Source organism: Streptomyces flavofungini, from assembly GCF_030388665.1.
GTDB classification, from domain to species: domain Bacteria; phylum Actinomycetota; class Actinomycetes; order Streptomycetales; family Streptomycetaceae; genus Streptomyces; species Streptomyces flavofungini_A.
Genome location: NZ_CP128846.1, coordinates 8,161,041 through 8,178,084 on the forward strand (window position 1 = coordinate 8,161,041; position 17,044 = coordinate 8,178,084).

At 71.3% G+C, this 17,044-nt stretch carries 17 protein-coding genes; 5 read left to right on the plus strand and 12 right to left on the minus strand.

Translation table 11 applies throughout. The features are described from left to right. Window positions 1–74 precede the first annotated feature (74 nt). Window positions 75–1,691: an alpha/beta hydrolase gene (locus tag QUY26_RS35230; RefSeq protein ID WP_289953905.1), complete on the plus strand. Its 1,617-nt coding sequence runs from the start codon at window positions 75–77 to the stop codon at window positions 1,689–1,691. Window positions 1,692–2,054: 363 nt separating this feature from the next. On the opposite strand, the gene QUY26_RS35235 is transcribed toward QUY26_RS35230, so the two are convergent. Further along, on the minus strand, window positions 2,055–2,798 hold the full coding sequence (locus tag QUY26_RS35235) for a lysophospholipid acyltransferase family protein (protein ID WP_289953907.1): 744 nt from the start codon (window positions 2,796–2,798) through the stop codon (window positions 2,055–2,057). A 263-nt stretch (window positions 2,799–3,061) separates the two neighbouring features. Here QUY26_RS35235 and QUY26_RS35240 point away from each other — a divergent pair, with 263 nt between their 5' ends. Next, entirely contained in the window at window positions 3,062–3,469 is a 408-nt protein-coding gene (locus tag QUY26_RS35240; protein WP_289953908.1) for a subtilase-type protease inhibitor, read from the plus strand. A gap of 80 nt (window positions 3,470–3,549) precedes the next feature. On the opposite strand, the gene QUY26_RS35245 is transcribed toward QUY26_RS35240, so the two are convergent. From QUY26_RS35245 to QUY26_RS35265, 5 genes are all read right to left on the minus strand, one after another. Further along, window positions 3,550–3,708 carry a hypothetical protein gene (locus tag QUY26_RS35245; protein ID WP_033264647.1) on the minus strand — a complete coding sequence of 53 codons (159 nt, stop codon included), beginning with the start codon at window positions 3,706–3,708 and terminating at the stop codon, window positions 3,550–3,552. A 93-nt stretch (window positions 3,709–3,801) separates the two neighbouring features. Next, window positions 3,802–4,761, minus strand: coding sequence for a cytochrome c oxidase assembly protein (locus tag QUY26_RS35250; RefSeq protein ID WP_289953913.1), 960 nt, complete (start codon window positions 4,759–4,761; stop codon window positions 3,802–3,804). A 111-nt stretch (window positions 4,762–4,872) separates the two neighbouring features. Continuing rightward, window positions 4,873–5,898, minus strand: coding sequence for a 6-phosphofructokinase (locus QUY26_RS35255; RefSeq protein ID WP_289953916.1), 1,026 nt, complete (start codon window positions 5,896–5,898; stop codon window positions 4,873–4,875). Window positions 5,899–6,119: 221 nt separating this feature from the next. Beyond that, a complete protein-coding gene (locus QUY26_RS35260) occupies window positions 6,120–6,848 on the minus strand; it encodes a type 1 glutamine amidotransferase (RefSeq protein ID WP_289953918.1) in 729 nt (242 codons plus the stop codon). A gap of 47 nt (window positions 6,849–6,895) precedes the next feature. Then, entirely contained in the window at window positions 6,896–8,143 is a 1,248-nt protein-coding gene (locus QUY26_RS35265; RefSeq protein WP_030362405.1) for a Mur ligase family protein, read from the minus strand. Window positions 8,144–8,280: 137 nt separating this feature from the next. Here QUY26_RS35265 and def point away from each other — a divergent pair, with 137 nt between their 5' ends. After that, the gene (gene def, locus QUY26_RS35270; protein WP_289953922.1) at window positions 8,281–8,847 is read left to right on the plus strand and encodes a peptide deformylase; all 567 of its coding nucleotides are present in this window, start codon (window positions 8,281–8,283) and stop codon (window positions 8,845–8,847) included. Between the two features lie 63 nt (window positions 8,848–8,910). Here the strand turns inward: def and QUY26_RS35275 are convergent, their stop codons facing one another. Further along, the gene (locus QUY26_RS35275; RefSeq protein ID WP_289953926.1) at window positions 8,911–9,558 is read right to left on the minus strand and encodes a TetR family transcriptional regulator; all 648 of its coding nucleotides are present in this window, start codon (window positions 9,556–9,558) and stop codon (window positions 8,911–8,913) included. Window positions 9,559–9,747: 189 nt separating this feature from the next. Between QUY26_RS35275 and QUY26_RS35280 the strand changes: the two genes are divergently transcribed. Next, window positions 9,748–10,983 (plus strand): acyl-CoA dehydrogenase family protein, encoded by a 1,236-nt coding sequence (locus QUY26_RS35280; RefSeq protein ID WP_289953928.1) that lies wholly within the window; start codon window positions 9,748–9,750, stop codon window positions 10,981–10,983. 153 nt (window positions 10,984–11,136) lie between these two features. Next, window positions 11,137–12,354: an isoaspartyl peptidase/L-asparaginase family protein gene (locus QUY26_RS35285; RefSeq protein ID WP_289953929.1), complete on the plus strand. Its 1,218-nt coding sequence runs from the start codon at window positions 11,137–11,139 to the stop codon at window positions 12,352–12,354. Between the two features lie 122 nt (window positions 12,355–12,476). Here the strand turns inward: QUY26_RS35285 and QUY26_RS35290 are convergent, their stop codons facing one another. The 5 genes from QUY26_RS35290 to QUY26_RS35310 form a co-directional block, all read right to left on the minus strand. Then, window positions 12,477–13,253, minus strand: a complete 777-nt coding sequence (locus tag QUY26_RS35290) for a GNAT family N-acetyltransferase (protein ID WP_289953932.1) — start codon at window positions 13,251–13,253, stop codon at window positions 12,477–12,479. A 9-nt stretch (window positions 13,254–13,262) separates the two neighbouring features. Further along, window positions 13,263–13,961 (minus strand): trimeric intracellular cation channel family protein, encoded by a 699-nt coding sequence (locus QUY26_RS35295; protein ID WP_289953933.1) that lies wholly within the window; start codon window positions 13,959–13,961, stop codon window positions 13,263–13,265. Next, window positions 13,961–14,224 (minus strand): hypothetical protein, encoded by a 264-nt coding sequence (locus QUY26_RS35300; protein ID WP_289953935.1) that lies wholly within the window; start codon window positions 14,222–14,224, stop codon window positions 13,961–13,963. The genes QUY26_RS35295 and QUY26_RS35300 overlap by 1 nt, the downstream gene beginning before the upstream one ends. Window positions 14,225–14,633: 409 nt before the next feature. Continuing rightward, the gene (locus QUY26_RS35305; protein WP_289953938.1) at window positions 14,634–15,674 is read right to left on the minus strand and encodes a PhlD; all 1,041 of its coding nucleotides are present in this window, start codon (window positions 15,672–15,674) and stop codon (window positions 14,634–14,636) included. 125 nt (window positions 15,675–15,799) lie between these two features. Continuing rightward, a complete protein-coding gene (locus QUY26_RS35310) occupies window positions 15,800–16,621 on the minus strand; it encodes an MmyB family transcriptional regulator (protein WP_289953940.1) in 822 nt (273 codons plus the stop codon). Between the last annotated feature and the right edge of the window lie 423 nt (window positions 16,622–17,044).

Below are 17,044 nucleotides of genomic sequence, written 5' to 3' on the forward strand. Positions count from 1 at the left end.
GCAGACGGAAGTATCCCCGTACCGAGCGAACGACCGAATCGATGTGCGGGAGGCCCCACTTGAGTCGTACCCCGATGACCACGCGGACCAGACGGACGGTGACGTTCGGTTCTGCGGGCACACTCGTCGCGGCGACGCTGATAGCGGGGGCGCTCGCCGCGCCGTCCGCGAGCGCCGACGTCCGGGCCGGGCAGGGCCGGGCCGAGGCCGCGGCCGCCAAGGACCGGGAGGCCGTCGGCGCCGCCATCGCTGCTCGGCGCGCCGCCAAGAAGGGCATCTCCTGGAAGGACTGTCCCAAGGACTGGGGCATCGCCAAGCCCATCCAGTGCGGCTGGGTCACCGTGCCGCTGGACTACGCCAAGCCCAACGGCAAGCAGATCAAGCTCGCCGTCGACCGCATCGGCAACACCGGGAGCAAGAAGGAGCGCCAGGGCGCGCTGCTCTACAACCCCGGCGGCCCCGGCGCCTCGGGCCTGCGCTTCCCCACCCGCGTGACCAGCAAGAACAAGCTGTGGGAGAAGACCGCCAAGGCCTACGACTTCGTCGGCTTCGAGCCCCGTGGCGTCGGCCACTCCACCCCCATCTCCTGCGTCGACCCGCAGGAGTTCGTGAAGGCGCCCAAGCTCGACCCGGTCCCGGACTCCGAGGCCGACAAGCGCGCCCAGCGCAAGCTCGCCGCCGAGTACGCGCAAGGGTGCAAGGAGCGCAGCGGCTGGATGCTGCCGCACATGACGACGCCCAACACCGCCCGTGATCTGGACGTCATCCGCGCCGCGCTCGGTGAGAAGAAGCTCAACTTCCTGGGCGTGTCCTACGGCACCTACCTCGGCGCCGTCTACGCCACGCTCTACCCGTCCCACGTGCGCCGCATGGTCTTCGACTCGGTCGTGAACCCCTCGACGAAGAAGATCTGGTACGAGGCCAACCTCGACCAGGACGTCGCCTTCGAGATCCGGCTCAAGGACTGGATGACCTGGGTCGCCAAGTACGACGCCACCTTCCACCTCGGCGACACCGTCGAGAAGGTGCAGGCGCAGTGGACCAAGCTCCGCGCCACCGCCAAGAAGGACCCGCTGGGCGGCGTCGTCGGCCCGGCCGAGCTCGTCTCGTACTTCCAGAGCGCGCCCTACTACGACTCCACCTGGGTCTCCATCGCCACCAACTGGAGCAAGTACGTCGCCGGTGACACGAAGCCGCTGATCGAGGCCGCGAGCCCCGACCTGTCCGACATCGCCGGCAACAAGGCGTCGGAGAACGGCAACGCCGTCTACACCGCCGTCGAGTGCGCCGACGCCAAGTGGCCCACCAGCTGGAAGAAGTGGGACCGGGACAACACCCGCATCCACAAGGACCACCCGTTCATGACCTGGGCCAACGCCTGGATGAACCTGCCCTGCGCCACCTGGCCCAGCAAGCAGCACAAGCCCGTCGAGGTGAAGACCGGCAAGGGCCTGCCGCCCACGCTGATCGCCCAGGCCACCCGTGACGCCGCTACGCCGTACCCGGGCGGGGTCGAGCTGCACAAGCGGCTCAAGGGCTCGCGTCTGATCACGGAGAAGGACGCCGGTTCGCACGGCATCACCAACCTCGAGAACCCGTGCCTCAACCAGCGCGTCGACAACTACCTGCTCACCGGCAAGCTCGACAGCCGCGACGTGACGTGCACCCCGCACGCCACGCCCAAGCCGTAGCCAGAAGGCAGTAGTCAGTAGTCAGTAGTCGGCAGTCAGTGGTGGGCAGTCAGTGGTGCTACTGGGAGATCGTTTCCAGCCTCGGCTGGGCGATCTCCCAGTAGTCCGCCGTCCGCCGTCCGCCGCGCCAGCGAGCGGTCCAGCCGTGCCGCATTGAAGAACAGCTCCTCGTGCGCCGGCAGGTCCGGGGCCACGACGAGCTTCAGCTCCGGGTCGCCGGACGGTACGCCGGAGCCGAGGGAGAGGGCGGCCCCACGCCCACGGGCCCTGCGGTCAGCCAATCGCCCGCCTCAGCCAATCGCCCGCCTCAGCCAGGCGCCCGCCTCAGCAGACGCCGAGACCCTTGGCTGAGCCGGCCGCCCCTCAGCTCAGCGGCATCCGCGGGAACTTCCGGCCCCCCACCGCCCGCGCTCCCTCCGCGGCCCTCGCCTCGGCCTCCTCCGCCTTGACCACGGCCGCGTACTTGTCCACGTACTCCTGCCCGGACAGACCGAGGATCGCGTACATCAGCTCGTCCGTGACCGCGCGCAGGACCGCCTTCTCGCCGTCCATGCCCGCGTAGCGGGAGAATTCGAGGGGCTCGCCGAAGCGGATCGTCACGCGTCGGAAGCGCGGTACGACCTTGCCGGGCGGCTGCGCCTCGAAGGTGCCGATCATCGCGCAGGGGATCACCGGGACCTGCGCCTTGAGCGCCATCGCGGCGACGCCGACCTTGCCCTTGTACAGGCGGCCGTCGTGCGAGCGGGTGCCCTCCGGGTAGATGCCGAGGAGCTCGCCCTTGCGCAGCACGCCGAGGCCCTCGCGGATCGCGGCCTGGCCGGCCTCCTTGCCGGAGCGGTCCACCGGGATCTGTCCGGCGCTGCGGAAGAACGCGGCGGTGAGCCGTCCCTTGATGCCGGGCCCGGTGAAGTACTCGGCCTTGGCCAGGAACGTGATGCGCCGCTTGATGATGGCGGGCATCAGGAAGTGGTCGGAGAACGACAGGTGGTTCCCGGCGACGATGGCCGCACCGTGCTCCGGAATGTGCTCCAGCCCTTCGATTCTGGGGCGGAACATCAATCGGAGCAGCGGCCCGAGGAGCACGTACTTGAGCAGTAGGTAGAACATGCGCGTGCCGCCTTCCCCCGGGGGTGGTGCCGACGCACAGTAGTCAATCGCGGGCGCATGCGCGAGAGCCCGTTCGGGTCTTGTGGATCGTGGGCGCAGGGTCCCGGACGTGAATCCGTACGAGGGAGGCGCTCGACCCGTACGGGGGAGCGACCGGCGCGGTGGCTTGCCGCGCGCGGCATCGCGGGGTGCCCTGGCCGGTGCCCGACGTTCCTGACGCCACTGTCCGTGACCGGCGTCCGTCGTTGCCTCCCGGAGGTCCCATGCGCTCGCTCACCGTCGCCTCGGCCGCCCTGCTCGCGCTCGCCGCGGGCGCCGTGACCGCTGTGCCGTCGGCGGCCCTGTCCACCGACGGGACCCCGCCCGGCGAGCACGCTGTCTTCCTGACCGTGTCGGGCGACGCGAACACCTGGATCCGCGGTGTGCTGCTGTCCTGTGCGCCCGAGCCGTCCGGATACCACCCCTTCGCCAAGGAGGCCTGCGCGGATCTCGACCGCGTGGGCGGCGATTTCGACGCGCTGCCGCGGGAGTACCGGATCTGCACCAAGGAGTACGCCCCGGTCACCGTCGGCGCGACCGGCACGTTCCAGGGGCGGCCGGTCGACTGGAGGAAGACGTACGGCAACGCGTGCGAGATGGAGGCGTCGACGGGGTACGTGTTCCGCTTCTGAGCGGAACCTGCCGTCCGGCTTCTGAGCGGGACGGCCCCGGCGCGCGCACGCCCGGACGCGCGCCCGGACGCGCGCCCGGCTCACGTGGGCCGGGAGAACACCATCGCCACGGTGAGCAGCCCGAGCACGACCCAGCCGAACCACAGCCAGCCGTTGCTCCCGAGCGCCACCGTGTACGCGGTCACCATCACGAGCCCTCCGATGGTGAAAGCGCCCATCGTCTTCGTAGAACCAGGCATCGCCCTGCCTCCTCAAACGCAGGTCGGGCGTCCGGTGACCCGGGCGCCGAACCGTGGCCTGAGTCCATCCTCACCCGCGATGCCACCCGGCCGCTAGCGTCCGCGTGCCGCCAGTGACGCCAGATAGGCGTTGTACTCCTCCAGCTCCTTGTCCCCGTCGCGGTCGGCGGCGCGGTCCTTGCGGCGGCCTTCGCGCTGGTCGGAGCGGTACCACTGGAAGAGCAGGGCGATCAGTACGAGCACCGAGGGGATCTCGCTGAACGCCCAGGCGATGCCGCCCGCCGCGTTCTGGTCGGCGAGCGCGTCGACGCCCAGCGAGGCCGGGGGGTTCTTGTACGTGTCGATCATGGGCTCGGATGCCATCATCAGGGCGATGCCGAAGAACGCGTGGAACGGCATGCCCGCGAAGAGCTCCAGCATCCGCATCAGATAGCCCGGCCGGTGCGGGCCCGGGTCCACGCCCATGATCGGCCAGAAGAACACCAGGCCGACGGCGAGGAAGTGCACCATCATGCCGATGTGCCCGGCCTTGGAGCCCATCAAGGTGTCGAAGAGCGGCGTGAAGTACAGCGCGTACAGGCTCGCGATGAACAGCGGGATCGTGAACGCGGGGTGCGTGATGATCCGTACGTAGCGGCTGTGCAGCAGGGCGAGCAGCAGCTCGCGCGGGCCCTTGCGGCCGCGGCCCGCGACCGGCAGGGCCCGGAGCGCCAGCGTGATCGGGGCGCCGAGGAGCAGCAGGATCGGCGAGAGCATGCTGATGATCATGTGCTGCACCATGTGCACGCTGAACAGGACCATGCCGTAGTCGTTCAGCTTGGTGCACATTACAAGCAGAATGGTCAGGACGCCGACGACGAACGAGACGGTGCGGCCCACCGGCCACTTGTCGCCGCGTCGCACCAGACGGACGACGCCCCACCCGTAGAGGGCGAGGGCCACCAGGCAGCCGATGAGGAAGAAGGGGTCGGCCGAGGGTTCCAGGCCTCGCCCCAGCGTGAACGGCGGCAGATCCATGTTCATGCCATGCATGCCGTGCCCGCTGTGATCCATCCGCTGGCTCCTGTTTCGTGCAGATTGTGCGCTGTGTGTCCGCACCAGAGTAGAACCGCCCCCGGCCGCGCTTGCGACCGGGGGCGAGTACGTGAAACGCGGACTACTGGCTCAGAGCACGCACTCCGCTTCCTCGTACCGCTCGTCGGGCACGGTCTTCAGCGTCTCGACGGCCTCGGCGAGCGGCACCGTCACGATGTCCGTGCCGCGCAGCGCCGTCATCCGGCCGAACTCGCCGCGGTGCACGGCCTCCACGGCGTGCCAGCCGAAGCGGGTGGCGAGCACGCGGTCGTACGCGGTGGGGGTGCCGCCGCGCTGCACATGGCCGAGGATCACCGGGCGGGCCTCCTTGCCGAGGCGCTGCTCCAGTTCGATGGAGAGCTGCCGGGCGATGCCCGCGAACCGCTCGTGGCCGTAGACGTCCTTGACGCCCTCGTCGAACTCCATGCTGCCCTCGCGGGGTTTGGCGCCCTCGGCGGCCACGACGATCGCGAACTTCTTGCCCGCCTCGAACCGCTCGCCGACCTTCTCCGCCAACTCCTCGATGTCGAAGGGCCGCTCGGGCACGACGATGGCGTGGGCGCCGGCCGCCATGCCGGAGTGCAGCGCGATCCAGCCGGTGTGCCGGCCCATGACCTCGACGATCAGGACGCGCTGGTGCGACTCGGCGGTGGTCTTCAGGCGGTCGAGGGCCTCGGTGGCGACCCCGACGGCCGTGTCGAAGCCGAACGTCACGTCGGTGACGGCGATGTCGTTGTCGATGGTCTTCGGCACGCCGACGATGGGCAGGCCCGCGTCGGAGAGCAGTCGGGCCGCCTTCAGCGTGCCCTCGCCGCCGATCGGGATGACCGCGTCGAGGCCGAGGTCGACGAGGTGGCCCTTGGCGCGTTCGACGCCGTCACGCAGATGGGCGGGCTGCACCCGGGAGGAGCCGAGGATCGTGCCGCCGCGGGCCAGGATGCCGCCGACCGCGTCCAGATCGAGCTTGCGGTAGTCGCATTCGAGCAGGCCCCGCCAGCCGTCGTGGAAGCCGATGACCTCGTCGCCGTGGTCGACGACGGCGCGGTGGACGACGGACCGGATGACGGCGTTCAGGCCGGGGCAGTCGCCGCCGGAGGTCAGGACACCAATGCGCATAGCACGGAATACCTTTGCTACGTGGGTCGGTGACCGGACCCCGTCGTCCGGCTGGAACGTCGCCACCCTACCGGGGCCGGGGGGCGGTTCCCCTCGCCCGTCCGAGTGCTGGACGTGCCCCCGGCTCCCGCCGATCGCGCTGCGCGCCCGTCCTCGATCTCCCCCGAGCTCCTGAGGAGCAGGGGGACCCCCACGACGGGCTGCCTTCCCCCGCGGATGCGCTAGGCCGGCTGCTGCGCCGCGCTGATCCGCTCCGAGCGCAGCGCCTCGTACCAGCGGTCGTCCGTCGGCGGCAGCGCGTTCACGTCCAGGGCCAGCTTCAGGAGCAGGTCCGCGATGAGGGGGTTGCGGGCGAGCACGGGGCCGTGCATGTACGTGCCGAAGACGGTGCCGTTGTACGCGCCCTCCGTGCCGTCCCCGGTGCCGTTGCCCTTGCCGAGGCGGACGCGGGCGAAGGGGCGCGAGCCCGGGCCGATGTGCGTGATGCCCTGGTGGTTCTCGAAGCCGGTCAGCTCGGGCAGGCCCAGCTGCGGGTCGATGTCGCCGAGCACGTCGCCGACGCAGCGCTCGCCCTCGCCGCGGGTGGAGACCACGTCGAGCAGGCCGAGGCCGGGCTCGCGCTGGCCGAGGTCGTTGATGAACTCGTTGCCGAGGATCTGGTAGCCCGCGCACACCGAGAAGACGATGGCGCCGTTGCCCACGGCCCGCTGCAGTCCGCCGTCGCGGCGCAGCCGCTCGGAGGCCAGCCGCTGCGGGCGGTCCTCACCGCCGCCGATCAGGTAGATGTCGCCGGAGGTGGGCACCGGCTGGTCGCTGCGGACGTCGTACCGCTCGACCTGGAGGCCGCGCTGGCGGGCGCGGCGCTCGACGACGAGGGCGTTGCCCTGGTCGCCGTACGTGCTCAGCAGGTCCGGGTAGACCCACACCAGACGCAGGCTGTTGTCGCTCATGCTCATTGGTCCCTACGAAGCTCTCGAAGTGCGGGGGGTCCGGGGCGTCAGTTGCCTACGCGGCGGCGCAGGTCCTGGAACGCGGTGTAGTTCGCGATCGTCTCGATGCGTCCGGGCGGCGCGAGCTGCACGGCCTCGTCGAGCGTCTCGCAGACGCGGAAGTCCAGGCCCGCGACCTCGAGCCGGACGGCCAGGTCCAGCTTGCGGTCGCCGAGCACGAAGATCGGGCGCCCGGCGAGGCGGGTGTAGTCGACGTCCCACAGCCAGGAGGTGTCCGTGCCGTCGGCGCCGCGGGCGTTCACCGACAGGACCACCGGGGCGGGGGCCGGGTCGATCAGCGAAAACGTTTCGAGCCAGCCCGCCGGGTTCTTCGCGAGCAGCAGGCGCAGGTCGCGGCCCTGGAACTGGACGACGTCGTAGCGGCCCGCGACGGCCTGCACCTGGTACATCCGCTCCAGGGCGACCTGCGGGGGCACGCCGAAGACGGCGGCGACGGCGGCCGACGAGGCGGCGTTGGCCTTGTTCGCCCGGCCGGGGAGCTGGAGGTGGATGGGCCAGGCGGAGCCGTGCGGGTCGAGGACGTAGTCACCGGAGAGGGCCCAGCTCGGCGCGGGACGGCGGAAGCCGCACTCGCCGCAGAACCAGTCGTCGCCGGGGCGCTGCATGACGCCGCCGCACGCCGGGCAGGACCAGGCGTCGTCCTTCCACTCCTGGCCCGCGGCCACCCACACCACGTTCGGCGAGGAGGAGGCGGCCCAGACGACCAGCGGGTCGTCGGCGTTGGCGATGACGACGGCCTTGGATCCGGCCAGGCCCTCGCGCCACTTCTCGGCGAGCATGCGGGTCTCACCGGCGCGGTCGAGCTGGTCGCGGGAGAGGTTCAGGAGCGCGATCGCCTTGGGGTCGACGTCACGGGCGACGCCCGCCAGGTACTTCTCGTCGACCTCGATCACGCCGAACCGCGCGTCGGAGCCGCCCGCGAGCGCGGAGGTGATCCCGGCAGGCATGTTGGCGCCGAGGGCGTTGGAGACGACCGGGCCGCTGGCGCGCAGGGCCTCGGCGATCAGCCGCGTCGTGGTGGTCTTGCCGTTGGTGGCCGAGACGAGCACCACGTCCAGGTGCGTGGCGAGCCGTCCGAGGAGCTCCGGGTCCAGCCGGAGGGCCACCTTGCCGCCGATCACCGATCCGCTGCCGCGGCCCGCCGCGCGCGACACCGCCGCGGCCGCCTTGCCCGCCGTCACGGCCAGCTTGGCCCGCGGCGACAGCGGGTCTGCACTGCCAGGGTGTCCTGCCATCTCTCGTGATCCTCCTTGCGTACGGCGCCGCGCCTGCCCGGCATCGTGTCGGGCCAGCCTATCGAGATCGGCAGACAAGCCCGAATCACACCACCTGCTCACGCTGCTGCTCTCCCCTGGACCGTACTCTTGCCGCCATGCGACACGGCTCGATCCCGGGCGCCTCAGGGCGCGTACGACCCCTGACCCTGCTCGGTGACCCCGTGCTGCACACCCCCGGCGCGGAGGTGACCGACTTCGGTCCCCGACTGGCCGCGCTCGTCGAGGACATGTTCGCCACGATGTACGCGGCCAGGGGCGTCGGCCTGGCCGCGAATCAGATCGGCGTCGGCCTCAGGGTGTTCGTCTACGACTGCCCCGACGACGAGGACGTGCGCCACCTCGGGCACCTGGTGAACCCGCGCCTGGTCGATGTGGACGGGGTGAGCGTCCGGGGGCCGGAAGGGTGTCTGTCGCTGCCGGGCCTGGAGGCAGCGACCCCGCGCTTCGACCACGCCGTCCTGGAGGGCGTCACGATGCGCGGGGACGCGGTGCGGGTGCACGGCACCGGGTTCTTCGCGCGCTGCCTGCAGCACGAGTACGACCACCTGGAGGGCGGGGTGTACACCGATCACGTCACCGGGTGGCGCCGCCGCCGGGTGCTGCGCCAGGCGGCGAGGGCTCCCTGGGCGAACGGCGCCAAAGCCGCGGTCCCCACGGCCTGAACCGCGGCCTGAACGGCGGTCACCGCCGTCCAGGAAGCTCCGCGAAGGCCGTCCCGCGAGCCCTCAGAAGCCGGGCCCGCCCATGCGGTTGCCCGCCGCCGCGAGCCGGCCCCACAGCAGGTCGGCCAGGCTGCCCACCAACTCGGCGCGCGAGCAGGGCCGTTCGCCGAGCCACCAGTCGCCGGCCGCGTGCATCATGCCGACGATGCCGTGGCCCCAGACCCGGGCGAGGCGGCCGCTCTCCGGGCCGAGGTCGACCCGCTCCTCGATGACCTCGGCCAGCTCCTCGCCGAGGCGGCGAAGGAGCGGGGCGGAGTGCAGGCCGACGTCGAAGCCGCCCTGGTCGCCGGTCGTGCCCGCCTCCGAGGGGTGCATCAGGAAGCGATAGACCTGCGGGCGGGCCTCGATCGCCGCGAGGTAGGTGTCGAGCGTCGCCTCCACCCGCTCCCGGCGCTCGGCGGGGGCGTCGAGTGCCGCGCGCAGCGAGTCGAGCAGGGCGTCGGTGTGCCGCTTGGCGAGGGCCGCGTACAGTCCGCCCTTGTCGCCGAAGTGCCGGTACAGGATGGGCTTGGTGATGCCCGCCTCGGCGGCGATGGCGTTCATCGAGGCGCCGGGTCCGTCACGGAGCACGACGCGGTCGGCCGCCTCCAGAAGCTCGCGTCGCCGTTGCTCGGCGGACCGCTGCTGATCGGTCCGCTGGGTGGTCTCCATGGGGTGTCTCTCCGCCCGTGCGATTGCCTGACGCACGCGCCGTGCGAAATGCCTGACGCACGCGCAACGTAACACTCGCGGGAGGGTGCGCATCGAACGGGCTGCCGGGAGTTGACATCGGCTACCGGCCGGTAACACACTCCAGTTACCGGAAGTAACGTAGCAGGGTTCCGCAGTCCTGGAGGGGTCATGGCCGAGTTCACCATGGAGCTGAGTGACGAGCAGAAGGAGGTCCGGGACTGGCTCCACGGGTTCGCCGCCGACGTGATCCGCCCCGCGGCCGCCGAGTGGGACGAGCGCGAGGAGACGCCCTGGCCGGTGATCCAGGAGGCGGCGAAGGTCGGCATCTACTCCCTGGACTTCTACGCCCAGCAGTTCTTCGACCCCACCGGCCTCGGCATACCCATGGCGATGGAGGAGCTCTTCTGGGGCGACGCGGGCATCGCCCTCTCCATCGTCGGCACCGGCCTCGCGGCCGTCGGCGTCCTCGCCAACGGCACCGAGGAGCAGATCGGCACCTGGATCCCGCAGATGTACGGCGACGTGAACGACGTGAAGGTCGCCGCCTTCTGCTCCTCCGAGCCGGACGCGGGCTCCGACGTCGCGTCCATGCGCACCCGCGCGGTGTACGACGAGGCCAAGGACGAGTGGGTCCTGAGCGGCACCAAGACCTGGGCGACCAACGGCGGCATCGCGGGCGTCCACGTGGTCGTCGCGGTGGTCGACCCCGAACTCGGCTCCAAGGGGCACGCGTCCTTCATCGTGCCGCCGAACACCCCGGGCCTCTCCCAGGGCCAGAAGTTCAAGAAGCACGGCATCCGCGCCTCGCACACCGCCGAGGTCGTCCTGGAGGACGTGCGCGTCCCCGGCTCCTGTCTGCTCGGCGGCAAGGACAAGCTGGACGAGCGCCTGGCACGCGCGCGTGAGCGCGCGAAGAGCGCGGGCAAGGACGGGGAGCGGCTGAAGAACGCCGCCATGGCGACGTTCGAGGCGTCCCGCCCGGCGGTCGGCGCGATGGCGGTGGGCACGGCCCGCGCCGCGTACGAGGAGGCGTTGGAGTACGCCAAGACGCGTACGCAGTTCGGCCGCCCGATCATCGACAACCAGGGCGTGGCCTTCCAGTTGGCCGACATGCGGACGCAGATCGACGCGGCCCGGCTCCTGGTGTGGCGGGCGTCCTGGATGGCCACCACGGGCAAGAAGTTCGAGTCGGCCGAGGGCTCGATGTCCAAGCTGTTCGCGAGCGAGACCGCGAAGAAGGTCACCGCCCAGGCGATCCAGATCCTCGGCGGCAACGGCTTCACCCGGGAGTACCCGGTGGAGCGCATGCACCGGGACGCCGCGATCTACACGATCTTCGAGGGCACGAGCGAGATCCAGCGTCTGGTCATCGCCCGCACGCTGTCGGGGCTGCCGATCCGCTGACGGGCGGCGGGGCCTGCGGTTCGGGGGCGGGCCATGGGGGGGCGCGGGGCGTGTGACAGGTGGTGGGGGACGGGGCGGAGGGGGCGCTCTGGCAGGCGCCATGGTCATGCCATTACCGTGGCATGCCCGCGTTCCCTCTGCCGAGGAGTGCCGATGCGCAGACGCCCCCTGACCTGGTTGATTCCCGTCCTCGCCACGGCCGCCGCGGTCACCGTGACCGCGGTGGTCGTCCCCCAGGGAGACGGCCGGGAGCCCGACGGCCGATCCGTTCCCGCCGCGCACGGGGAGCGCCCCGCAGGGAAGGGCAAGCCCGACGCGCGGGACGTGGTCCTGGCCGTGCACGGCGGTGCCGGGACCGCGCTCGATCGGGACAAGACGAGCCCGGAGCGCGAGAAGGCCTACCGGGACGGGCTCCGCAGCGCCCTGCGGGCCGGGCAGAAGGTCCTCGACAAGAGCGGTTCGAGCGCGGACGCCGTGCAGGCAGCCGTGGTCGAGTTGGAGGACGACCCGCTGTTCAACGCGGGCAAGGGGGCCGTGTTCACCGCGGACGCCGGCCATGAGCTGGACGCGTCGATCATGCGCGGCTCGGACCTGAAGGCGGGCGCGGTGGCGGGCGTGAAGAGCCTGCGCAACCCCATCGCGGGCGCCCGCGCGGTCATGGACAAGTCCCCGCACGTGCTGCTCGCGGGCGAGGGCGCCGACGACTTCGGCGCCCGGCACGGCCTGAGGACCGTCACCCAGGACTACTACTGGACGCAGGCCCGCTGGGACGCCCTGATGGCGGCCAAGGAGGCGGAGCGAGGCGGCGGGGGCGTCACCGGCAAGAACCTGAAGGGCGCCCGGGGCTCTACGGACGCCGAGGGCCCCCGGGGCTCCGCAGGCGCCAAGGGCGGCGGTCGTGCCGCCGACTCGCCCGCCGCCGTCGCCGACGCGCAGTCCAAGGGCACGGTCGGCGCGGTCGCCGTCGACAAGCGGCGCGACCTGGCGGCGGCCACCTCGACCGGCGGCATGACCAACAAACTGCCCGGCCGCGTCGGTGACTCACCGCTGATCGGCTCGGGGACGTACGCGAAGAACAGCACGGTCGCCGCGAGCGCCACCGGTGCCGGTGAGGTGTTCATCCGGGGCGCCGCCACGTCGACGATCTCCCACCTCGTGGAGTTCAAGGGCGCCGACGTCGCGTCCGCCGCGTACGAAGTGATCGTCAAGCGGCTGCCGAAGCTCGGCGGCGACGGCGGTGTGATCGCACTCGCGCCGAACGGAGAGTTCGACGCGCCGCACAGCAGCCCGGGCATGCTGCACGGCTATCTCACGAAGAGCGGGAAGATCGTCACGAAGATCTTCCCGGATGAGACGCCGCCCAACACATGAGGGCGGGCGGGGTGTCACGCGCTCCCCGGCGAACTGGTGGACGTGGTCGGGGCGGGGTTCATCGGTGTGCTCGTGCCCGGGCGCGGGTTTCGGGCGGTCCCGGGTTCCGGCCCGGGCCCGGCTCACGGCTTGTGGACGTACGGCGTCGTCGTGCCCAGTTCCGTGAAGCCGAGGCGGCGCAGGATCGGGCGGCTCTGGTCGGACGCGTCGACCTGGAGGTGGCGGACGCCGTGGTCGGCGGCGATGCGGGCGCGGTGGGCGATCAGGGCGCGGTAGATGCCCCGGCCGCGCCACTCGGCCACGGTGCCGCCGCCCCACAGGCCCGCGAAGTCCGTACCCGGCCGGAACTCCAGGCGGGCCGAGCTCACCGGGACGTCACCGGCGAGGGCGACGACCGCGGCGATGGTGTCCGGGGCCGTCGTGAGCTGGTCGAGCAACTGCTTGCCGAGGGCGGTGCCGTCCGTGCCGAAGGCCTGCTCGTGCACGTCGACCATCAGCCGCACACCGGCCGCGTCCGTCACCGGGACCAGCCGGACGCCCTCGGGCGGCCCCGCGTCCAGGGGCAGCTCGGCCACGGCGGCGACCATCAGTGTCTCGGGCGCCTCGGGCGTGAACCCGGCCGCGAGGAGCCGGTCGGGCAGGTCCGCGGGCAGGTCGTGGGAGTACGCCTTCCACTCGAACTCCAGGCCGCGTTCCGTGAAGTGGCGCACCTGCGCGGCGATGGCCGCGTCCGCGGTGCTCTCGTCGAGGTCCGACCACACGACCCCGTTCCAGTCGTGGGGGCCGCCCACCCGGCGTACGACGCCGTCCACCCGCTCGACCACCACGCCGGGGCCGTCGGGGTCCAGGTTCTGCCGAATCTGCCGGTCGTACGCCGCGAGTACCGCTGTGTGATCCATGCGGTCACTTCAGCAGGGCGGTTCCGGTGGGGCAACGGGATTTCGTGCCGGGGCCGCCGCGCCGACGTCCGGGCTCCGGGCACTCCCGGCGCTCTGGGAACTCCCGGCGCGGGAGAGCGGCGGCAGGTGCAGGGACTTCGTGATCGCGGCGAGGCGCAGGGCGAGCACGAGTCCCGCCGAGGTCACCGTGGTCGCCGTCGGGGAGGCGCCCGCGTGATGCAGGCCGAGGTAGCACAGAGCGCCCGCGAGCGCGGCGGTCGCGTACACCTCCTCGCGCAGCAGCAGCGGCGGGAACTGGCCGCACAGCACATCGCGCAGGACCTCGCCGGCCACCCCCGTGAGGACCGCGAGGAGGACGACGGCGAGCGGGGTGACGCCCGCGTCGACGGCGGCCTGCGCGCCCATGACGGTCACCACGGCCAGGCCGACGGCGTCCACCACCATGAGCGTGCGCTGCGGCAGCTCCCGGCGGCGCAGGAACAGCATCGTGGCCACGCCCGTGCAGGCGATGACCGTGAGCAGGACCCAGTCGCGCGTCCAGTACAGCGGGTGCCGGTCCAGGATGAGGTCGCGCAGCGTGCCGCCGGAGAGGGACGCGACGAAGGCCAGCACGAGGCCCCCGAACGGATCCATCCGCGCGCGGTGCGCGGCGAGGACACCACTGGCGGCGAAGGCGGCGATGCCGATCAGGTACAGCGTGTGCAGCATCAGCGGTCGGCCTCGCGGCCGTGCGTGTCCGTGTCCTCGCCGGGGGCCGGGCGGCGCAGCAGCAGAAGGACGGCCGTCGACGCGACGGCGGCGATCGCCAGGGCGGCCGCGTCGAGCCGGGGGTCCGCGCCGCCGTCACCCGGTCCCGGGCGGGCCTGCCCCTGCCCGGCTGACGCACGCGCGAGCAGGGCCGCCGTCACCGCGACCACGCCGACGGCCCCCGCCGCTCTGAGCCACCACCTGGGATTGCGTGCCGTGAACATCCGTCCAGCTTCTCCGGTGTGGACCGGGGCGCGCATCGGTCAGGTGGACGGATCGCGATGGCCGAAAGGACGAGGGGCGCAGGGGGAGAGGCGGTACGCGGCGGGCGGACCCGCCGGACGGAGCCGCACGCGGCCGAGCCGCAGCGCGCCGAACGACGTTGCGCAAACGCGCGGTGTGCAAAGCCGCGCCGCTCAAGGGTCGGCCCGGCACCTCTACTTCGCGCGTATCCGCTGCTGACAAAGGTGCGCAATGCAAAGGCATGGCAAAGATCGGAAAGGAGGAGCAAAGAGAGGTGGCGACAGGCCGCGGGTCCGGCAAAGTGCTCGGGGCCGGTCGGGGAGCTGAGTGCCGTACACGGGCCGGGGCGTGGGACGTGCGGCCGGGAGGGGTGCGTAGGGGAGAAGAGGGTCAGGACCGCCAGCGGCAGCGCAGGGAAGCCGTGGCGAAGCCGGGGCCGAAGGCGACGGCGTAGCCGCGCGCGCCGTCGGCGGGAGGGTCGGCGTGGGTGCGCTCCAGGACACGCAGGACGCTGACGCCGCCCATGTTGCCCTCGTGGGCGAGAGTGTCCGTGGAGTGCCGCGCGTCGTACTCGTCGAGGCCGAGGGCCGCCGCCGTGTCGGCGATGATGCGTGGGCTGCCCGGGTGGATGACCGCGAAATCGGGGCGGTCCGCGCCGATCCACTCCTTGAGCTGGGGCAGGACGTCGTCGGCTGCGGACAGCGCTTTCTTCGTCGACACGAAGTGGATGCCCGCGTGGTCGATGTGGCCCGCCTGCCGGTCGACGCTGTCCGGCAGGACGTACTCGAAGCAGTCCTCGATGACGAGGCCGGGGCCGAGCGGCTCGTCGGTGACGATCGTCGCTGCCGCCGCGTCGCCGAACAGGGCCTTGTAGATCATCGACTCGATGGTGTCGTCGGCGTTGTGGTAGATGCCGGACAGGACTTCCCCGGCCACCACGAGGACCTTGCTGCCGGGCCGCGAAGCCACCAGGTCGGCGGCGCGGATCAGCGCCTGGGCGCCACCCGGACAGGCCACGGTCGTCAGGGCCACGCGACGCACCGTGGGGCGCAGGGAGAGACGGTCGATCAGGTGGATGTCCAGATTCGGGACGGTCCAGCTGGTCGTGTGCGTGGTCACGATGGCGTCGACGTCGAGCGCCGTGAGCCCGGCCGCGTCCAAGGCCGCCTTGGCCGCTGTCTCCGCCATGGCGAGGGTGTCCTCGAAGGCCGCGTTGACACGTTCCTCGATCCTGGCGGAGCCCGAGATGGTGGCTGAGTCCAGCGGCCGGGTGAAGTAACGGGTCCGGACCCCGCAGTTGCCGATCGCGCGGAGGAAGGCGCCCAGCCGTGGGTGGTCCGGATGGTGACGTCGGATGTCCTCCGCTATTTCCGCGGTGGTGATCCGGTGATCACCCAGGACGGTGTGCGGTCTGAGCACATGAGCTGGCATGGAGGGGCTCCCACGAGGCGCGATCCGATGTGGGGATCTGGGGCCAAAGTACTGCACCACATCGAACATGCGTCCTGCTGTGCTACTCCCTCTGGGCCGGCTGGGGGATCAGGCCGACAGGAGGATCAATGGGAGCGGAGCATCGGCGTGCGCGGGTGGGAGCGCTGTGTCCCTGGCTGGAACACCAGGATCATCAGCCGGGCGCCGGGAGCCGTCAAGGGCTGTGCCGCGCACATCGTGACCCAGCCGGGGCCCAGCTCGGCGTGCATGAGGGGGCGCTCGTCGCCGTCGGGGTGGGGGAAGGGGAGGCCGGCGCCGTAGTGGGGGGAGGCATCAGGGTCGGCCAGGACCTCCTTCTCGATCTGGCGGAGCGTTTCGTCCTCGGGCCGGGAGGCGAGGGCGGCACGCAGCTGCGGCAGCACCATCGGGGCCCACGCGGTGCGCCAGTCGAGGAGGTGCGCGCGGCCCACCGGGTCGAGGGCCATCCAGCGCATGACGTTCGTGGGGACCTGGCCGTCCGGGAACATCCGGGTGAAGGCCTCGTTGTAGGCGAGCATGTCCCAGGACGCGTCCGTGACGTACGCCATGTGCCGCACGCCGTCCACCGCCTCCTGCCAGATGCCGGGAATCTCCTTGCCCGACGTCAGGTGCAGAGGTCCTGGAGGGTCCTGCAGCAGGGCGAATCGGCACAGAGACACCCATTCCTGCTCGTTCAGCCCGAACAGGCGGGCCACGTCGCGCAGCAGGGACGTCGGCGGGTTCGGGTAATTGCCCGACTCCAAGCGGTGATAGGTGCCGAGAGTGCGGTGGAGGAGCTGGTCCACCTGATGCTGGGACAGCCCGGGGGCCCGGCGGCCCTGGCCCGTCGAACGGACGAACCCGTGTGATTCCGGGGCAATGAGGGCGCGCCGTTCGCGGAGCAGAGCGCGCAGCGCTGACTTGTTCATGATGGGAATCCCTCTTCGTGCACGCCGAGTTGAGCATCAGCAGTCTAAATATTCGCATCGTCTTTGGGCATAAACATTGCCTGAAGAAAACGATCAGTCGATGCGGCATCATGGAGTACGCGAGACCACCGACCTGCAGGTTTGATCGTCGGTGGGTTCGTGGGCACAACTCAGGGGCGTCCTGTTCGAGCGGCGTGAAATTGGCTGAAATTCCTCGACGTTGGACACCTCCTAGGCCTACGGGGTCGCAGTCGGGTAGTGCGTGGGACCGGTTGTTCGTATTCCGATCCGAGTGGTCGGAAACTGAGCAGTGTGTACCCGCGTGGCAGTTACCGCCCGGTTCGGTTCCTGGGTTCACTGGCTGCGGCCGGTGCCGTCACTCGCCATTACGTAGCGGCCACGGTACCGGCCGCCCGTGTTGTT

Bases quoted from the DNA above. Each gene is read 5' to 3' on its own strand.
- QUY26_RS35290 (WP_289953932.1), bottom strand. From the start codon at position 13,253: ATGGATCACACAGCGGTACTCGCGGCGTACGACCGGCAGATTCGGCAG.
- QUY26_RS35230 (WP_289953905.1), top strand. From the start codon at position 75: ATGACCACGCGGACCAGACGGACGGTGACGTTCGGTTCTGCGGGCACA.
- QUY26_RS35280 (WP_289953928.1), top strand. From the start codon at position 9,748: ATGGCCGAGTTCACCATGGAGCTGAGTGACGAGCAGAAGGAGGTCCGG.
- QUY26_RS35305 (WP_289953938.1), bottom strand. From the start codon at position 15,674: ATGCCAGCTCATGTGCTCAGACCGCACACCGTCCTGGGTGATCACCGG.
- QUY26_RS35285 (WP_289953929.1), top strand. From the start codon at position 11,137: ATGCGCAGACGCCCCCTGACCTGGTTGATTCCCGTCCTCGCCACGGCC.
- QUY26_RS35300 (WP_289953935.1), bottom strand. From the start codon at position 14,224: ATGTTCACGGCACGCAATCCCAGGTGGTGGCTCAGAGCGGCGGGGGCC.
- QUY26_RS35295 (WP_289953933.1), bottom strand. From the start codon at position 13,961: ATGCTGCACACGCTGTACCTGATCGGCATCGCCGCCTTCGCCGCCAGT.
- QUY26_RS35310 (WP_289953940.1), bottom strand. From the start codon at position 16,621: ATGAACAAGTCAGCGCTGCGCGCTCTGCTCCGCGAACGGCGCGCCCTC.
- QUY26_RS35245 (WP_033264647.1), bottom strand. From the start codon at position 3,708: ATGCCTGGTTCTACGAAGACGATGGGCGCTTTCACCATCGGAGGGCTC.
- QUY26_RS35255 (WP_289953916.1), bottom strand. From the start codon at position 5,898: ATGCGCATTGGTGTCCTGACCTCCGGCGGCGACTGCCCCGGCCTGAAC.
- QUY26_RS35265 (WP_030362405.1), bottom strand. From the start codon at position 8,143: ATGGCAGGACACCCTGGCAGTGCAGACCCGCTGTCGCCGCGGGCCAAG.
- QUY26_RS35250 (WP_289953913.1), bottom strand. From the start codon at position 4,761: ATGGATCACAGCGGGCACGGCATGCATGGCATGAACATGGATCTGCCG.
- QUY26_RS35260 (WP_289953918.1), bottom strand. From the start codon at position 6,848: ATGAGCGACAACAGCCTGCGTCTGGTGTGGGTCTACCCGGACCTGCTG.
- def (WP_289953922.1), top strand. From the start codon at position 8,281: ATGCGACACGGCTCGATCCCGGGCGCCTCAGGGCGCGTACGACCCCTG.
- QUY26_RS35235 (WP_289953907.1), bottom strand. From the start codon at position 2,798: ATGTTCTACCTACTGCTCAAGTACGTGCTCCTCGGGCCGCTGCTCCGA.
- QUY26_RS35240 (WP_289953908.1), top strand. From the start codon at position 3,062: ATGCGCTCGCTCACCGTCGCCTCGGCCGCCCTGCTCGCGCTCGCCGCG.
- QUY26_RS35275 (WP_289953926.1), bottom strand. From the start codon at position 9,558: ATGGAGACCACCCAGCGGACCGATCAGCAGCGGTCCGCCGAGCAACGG.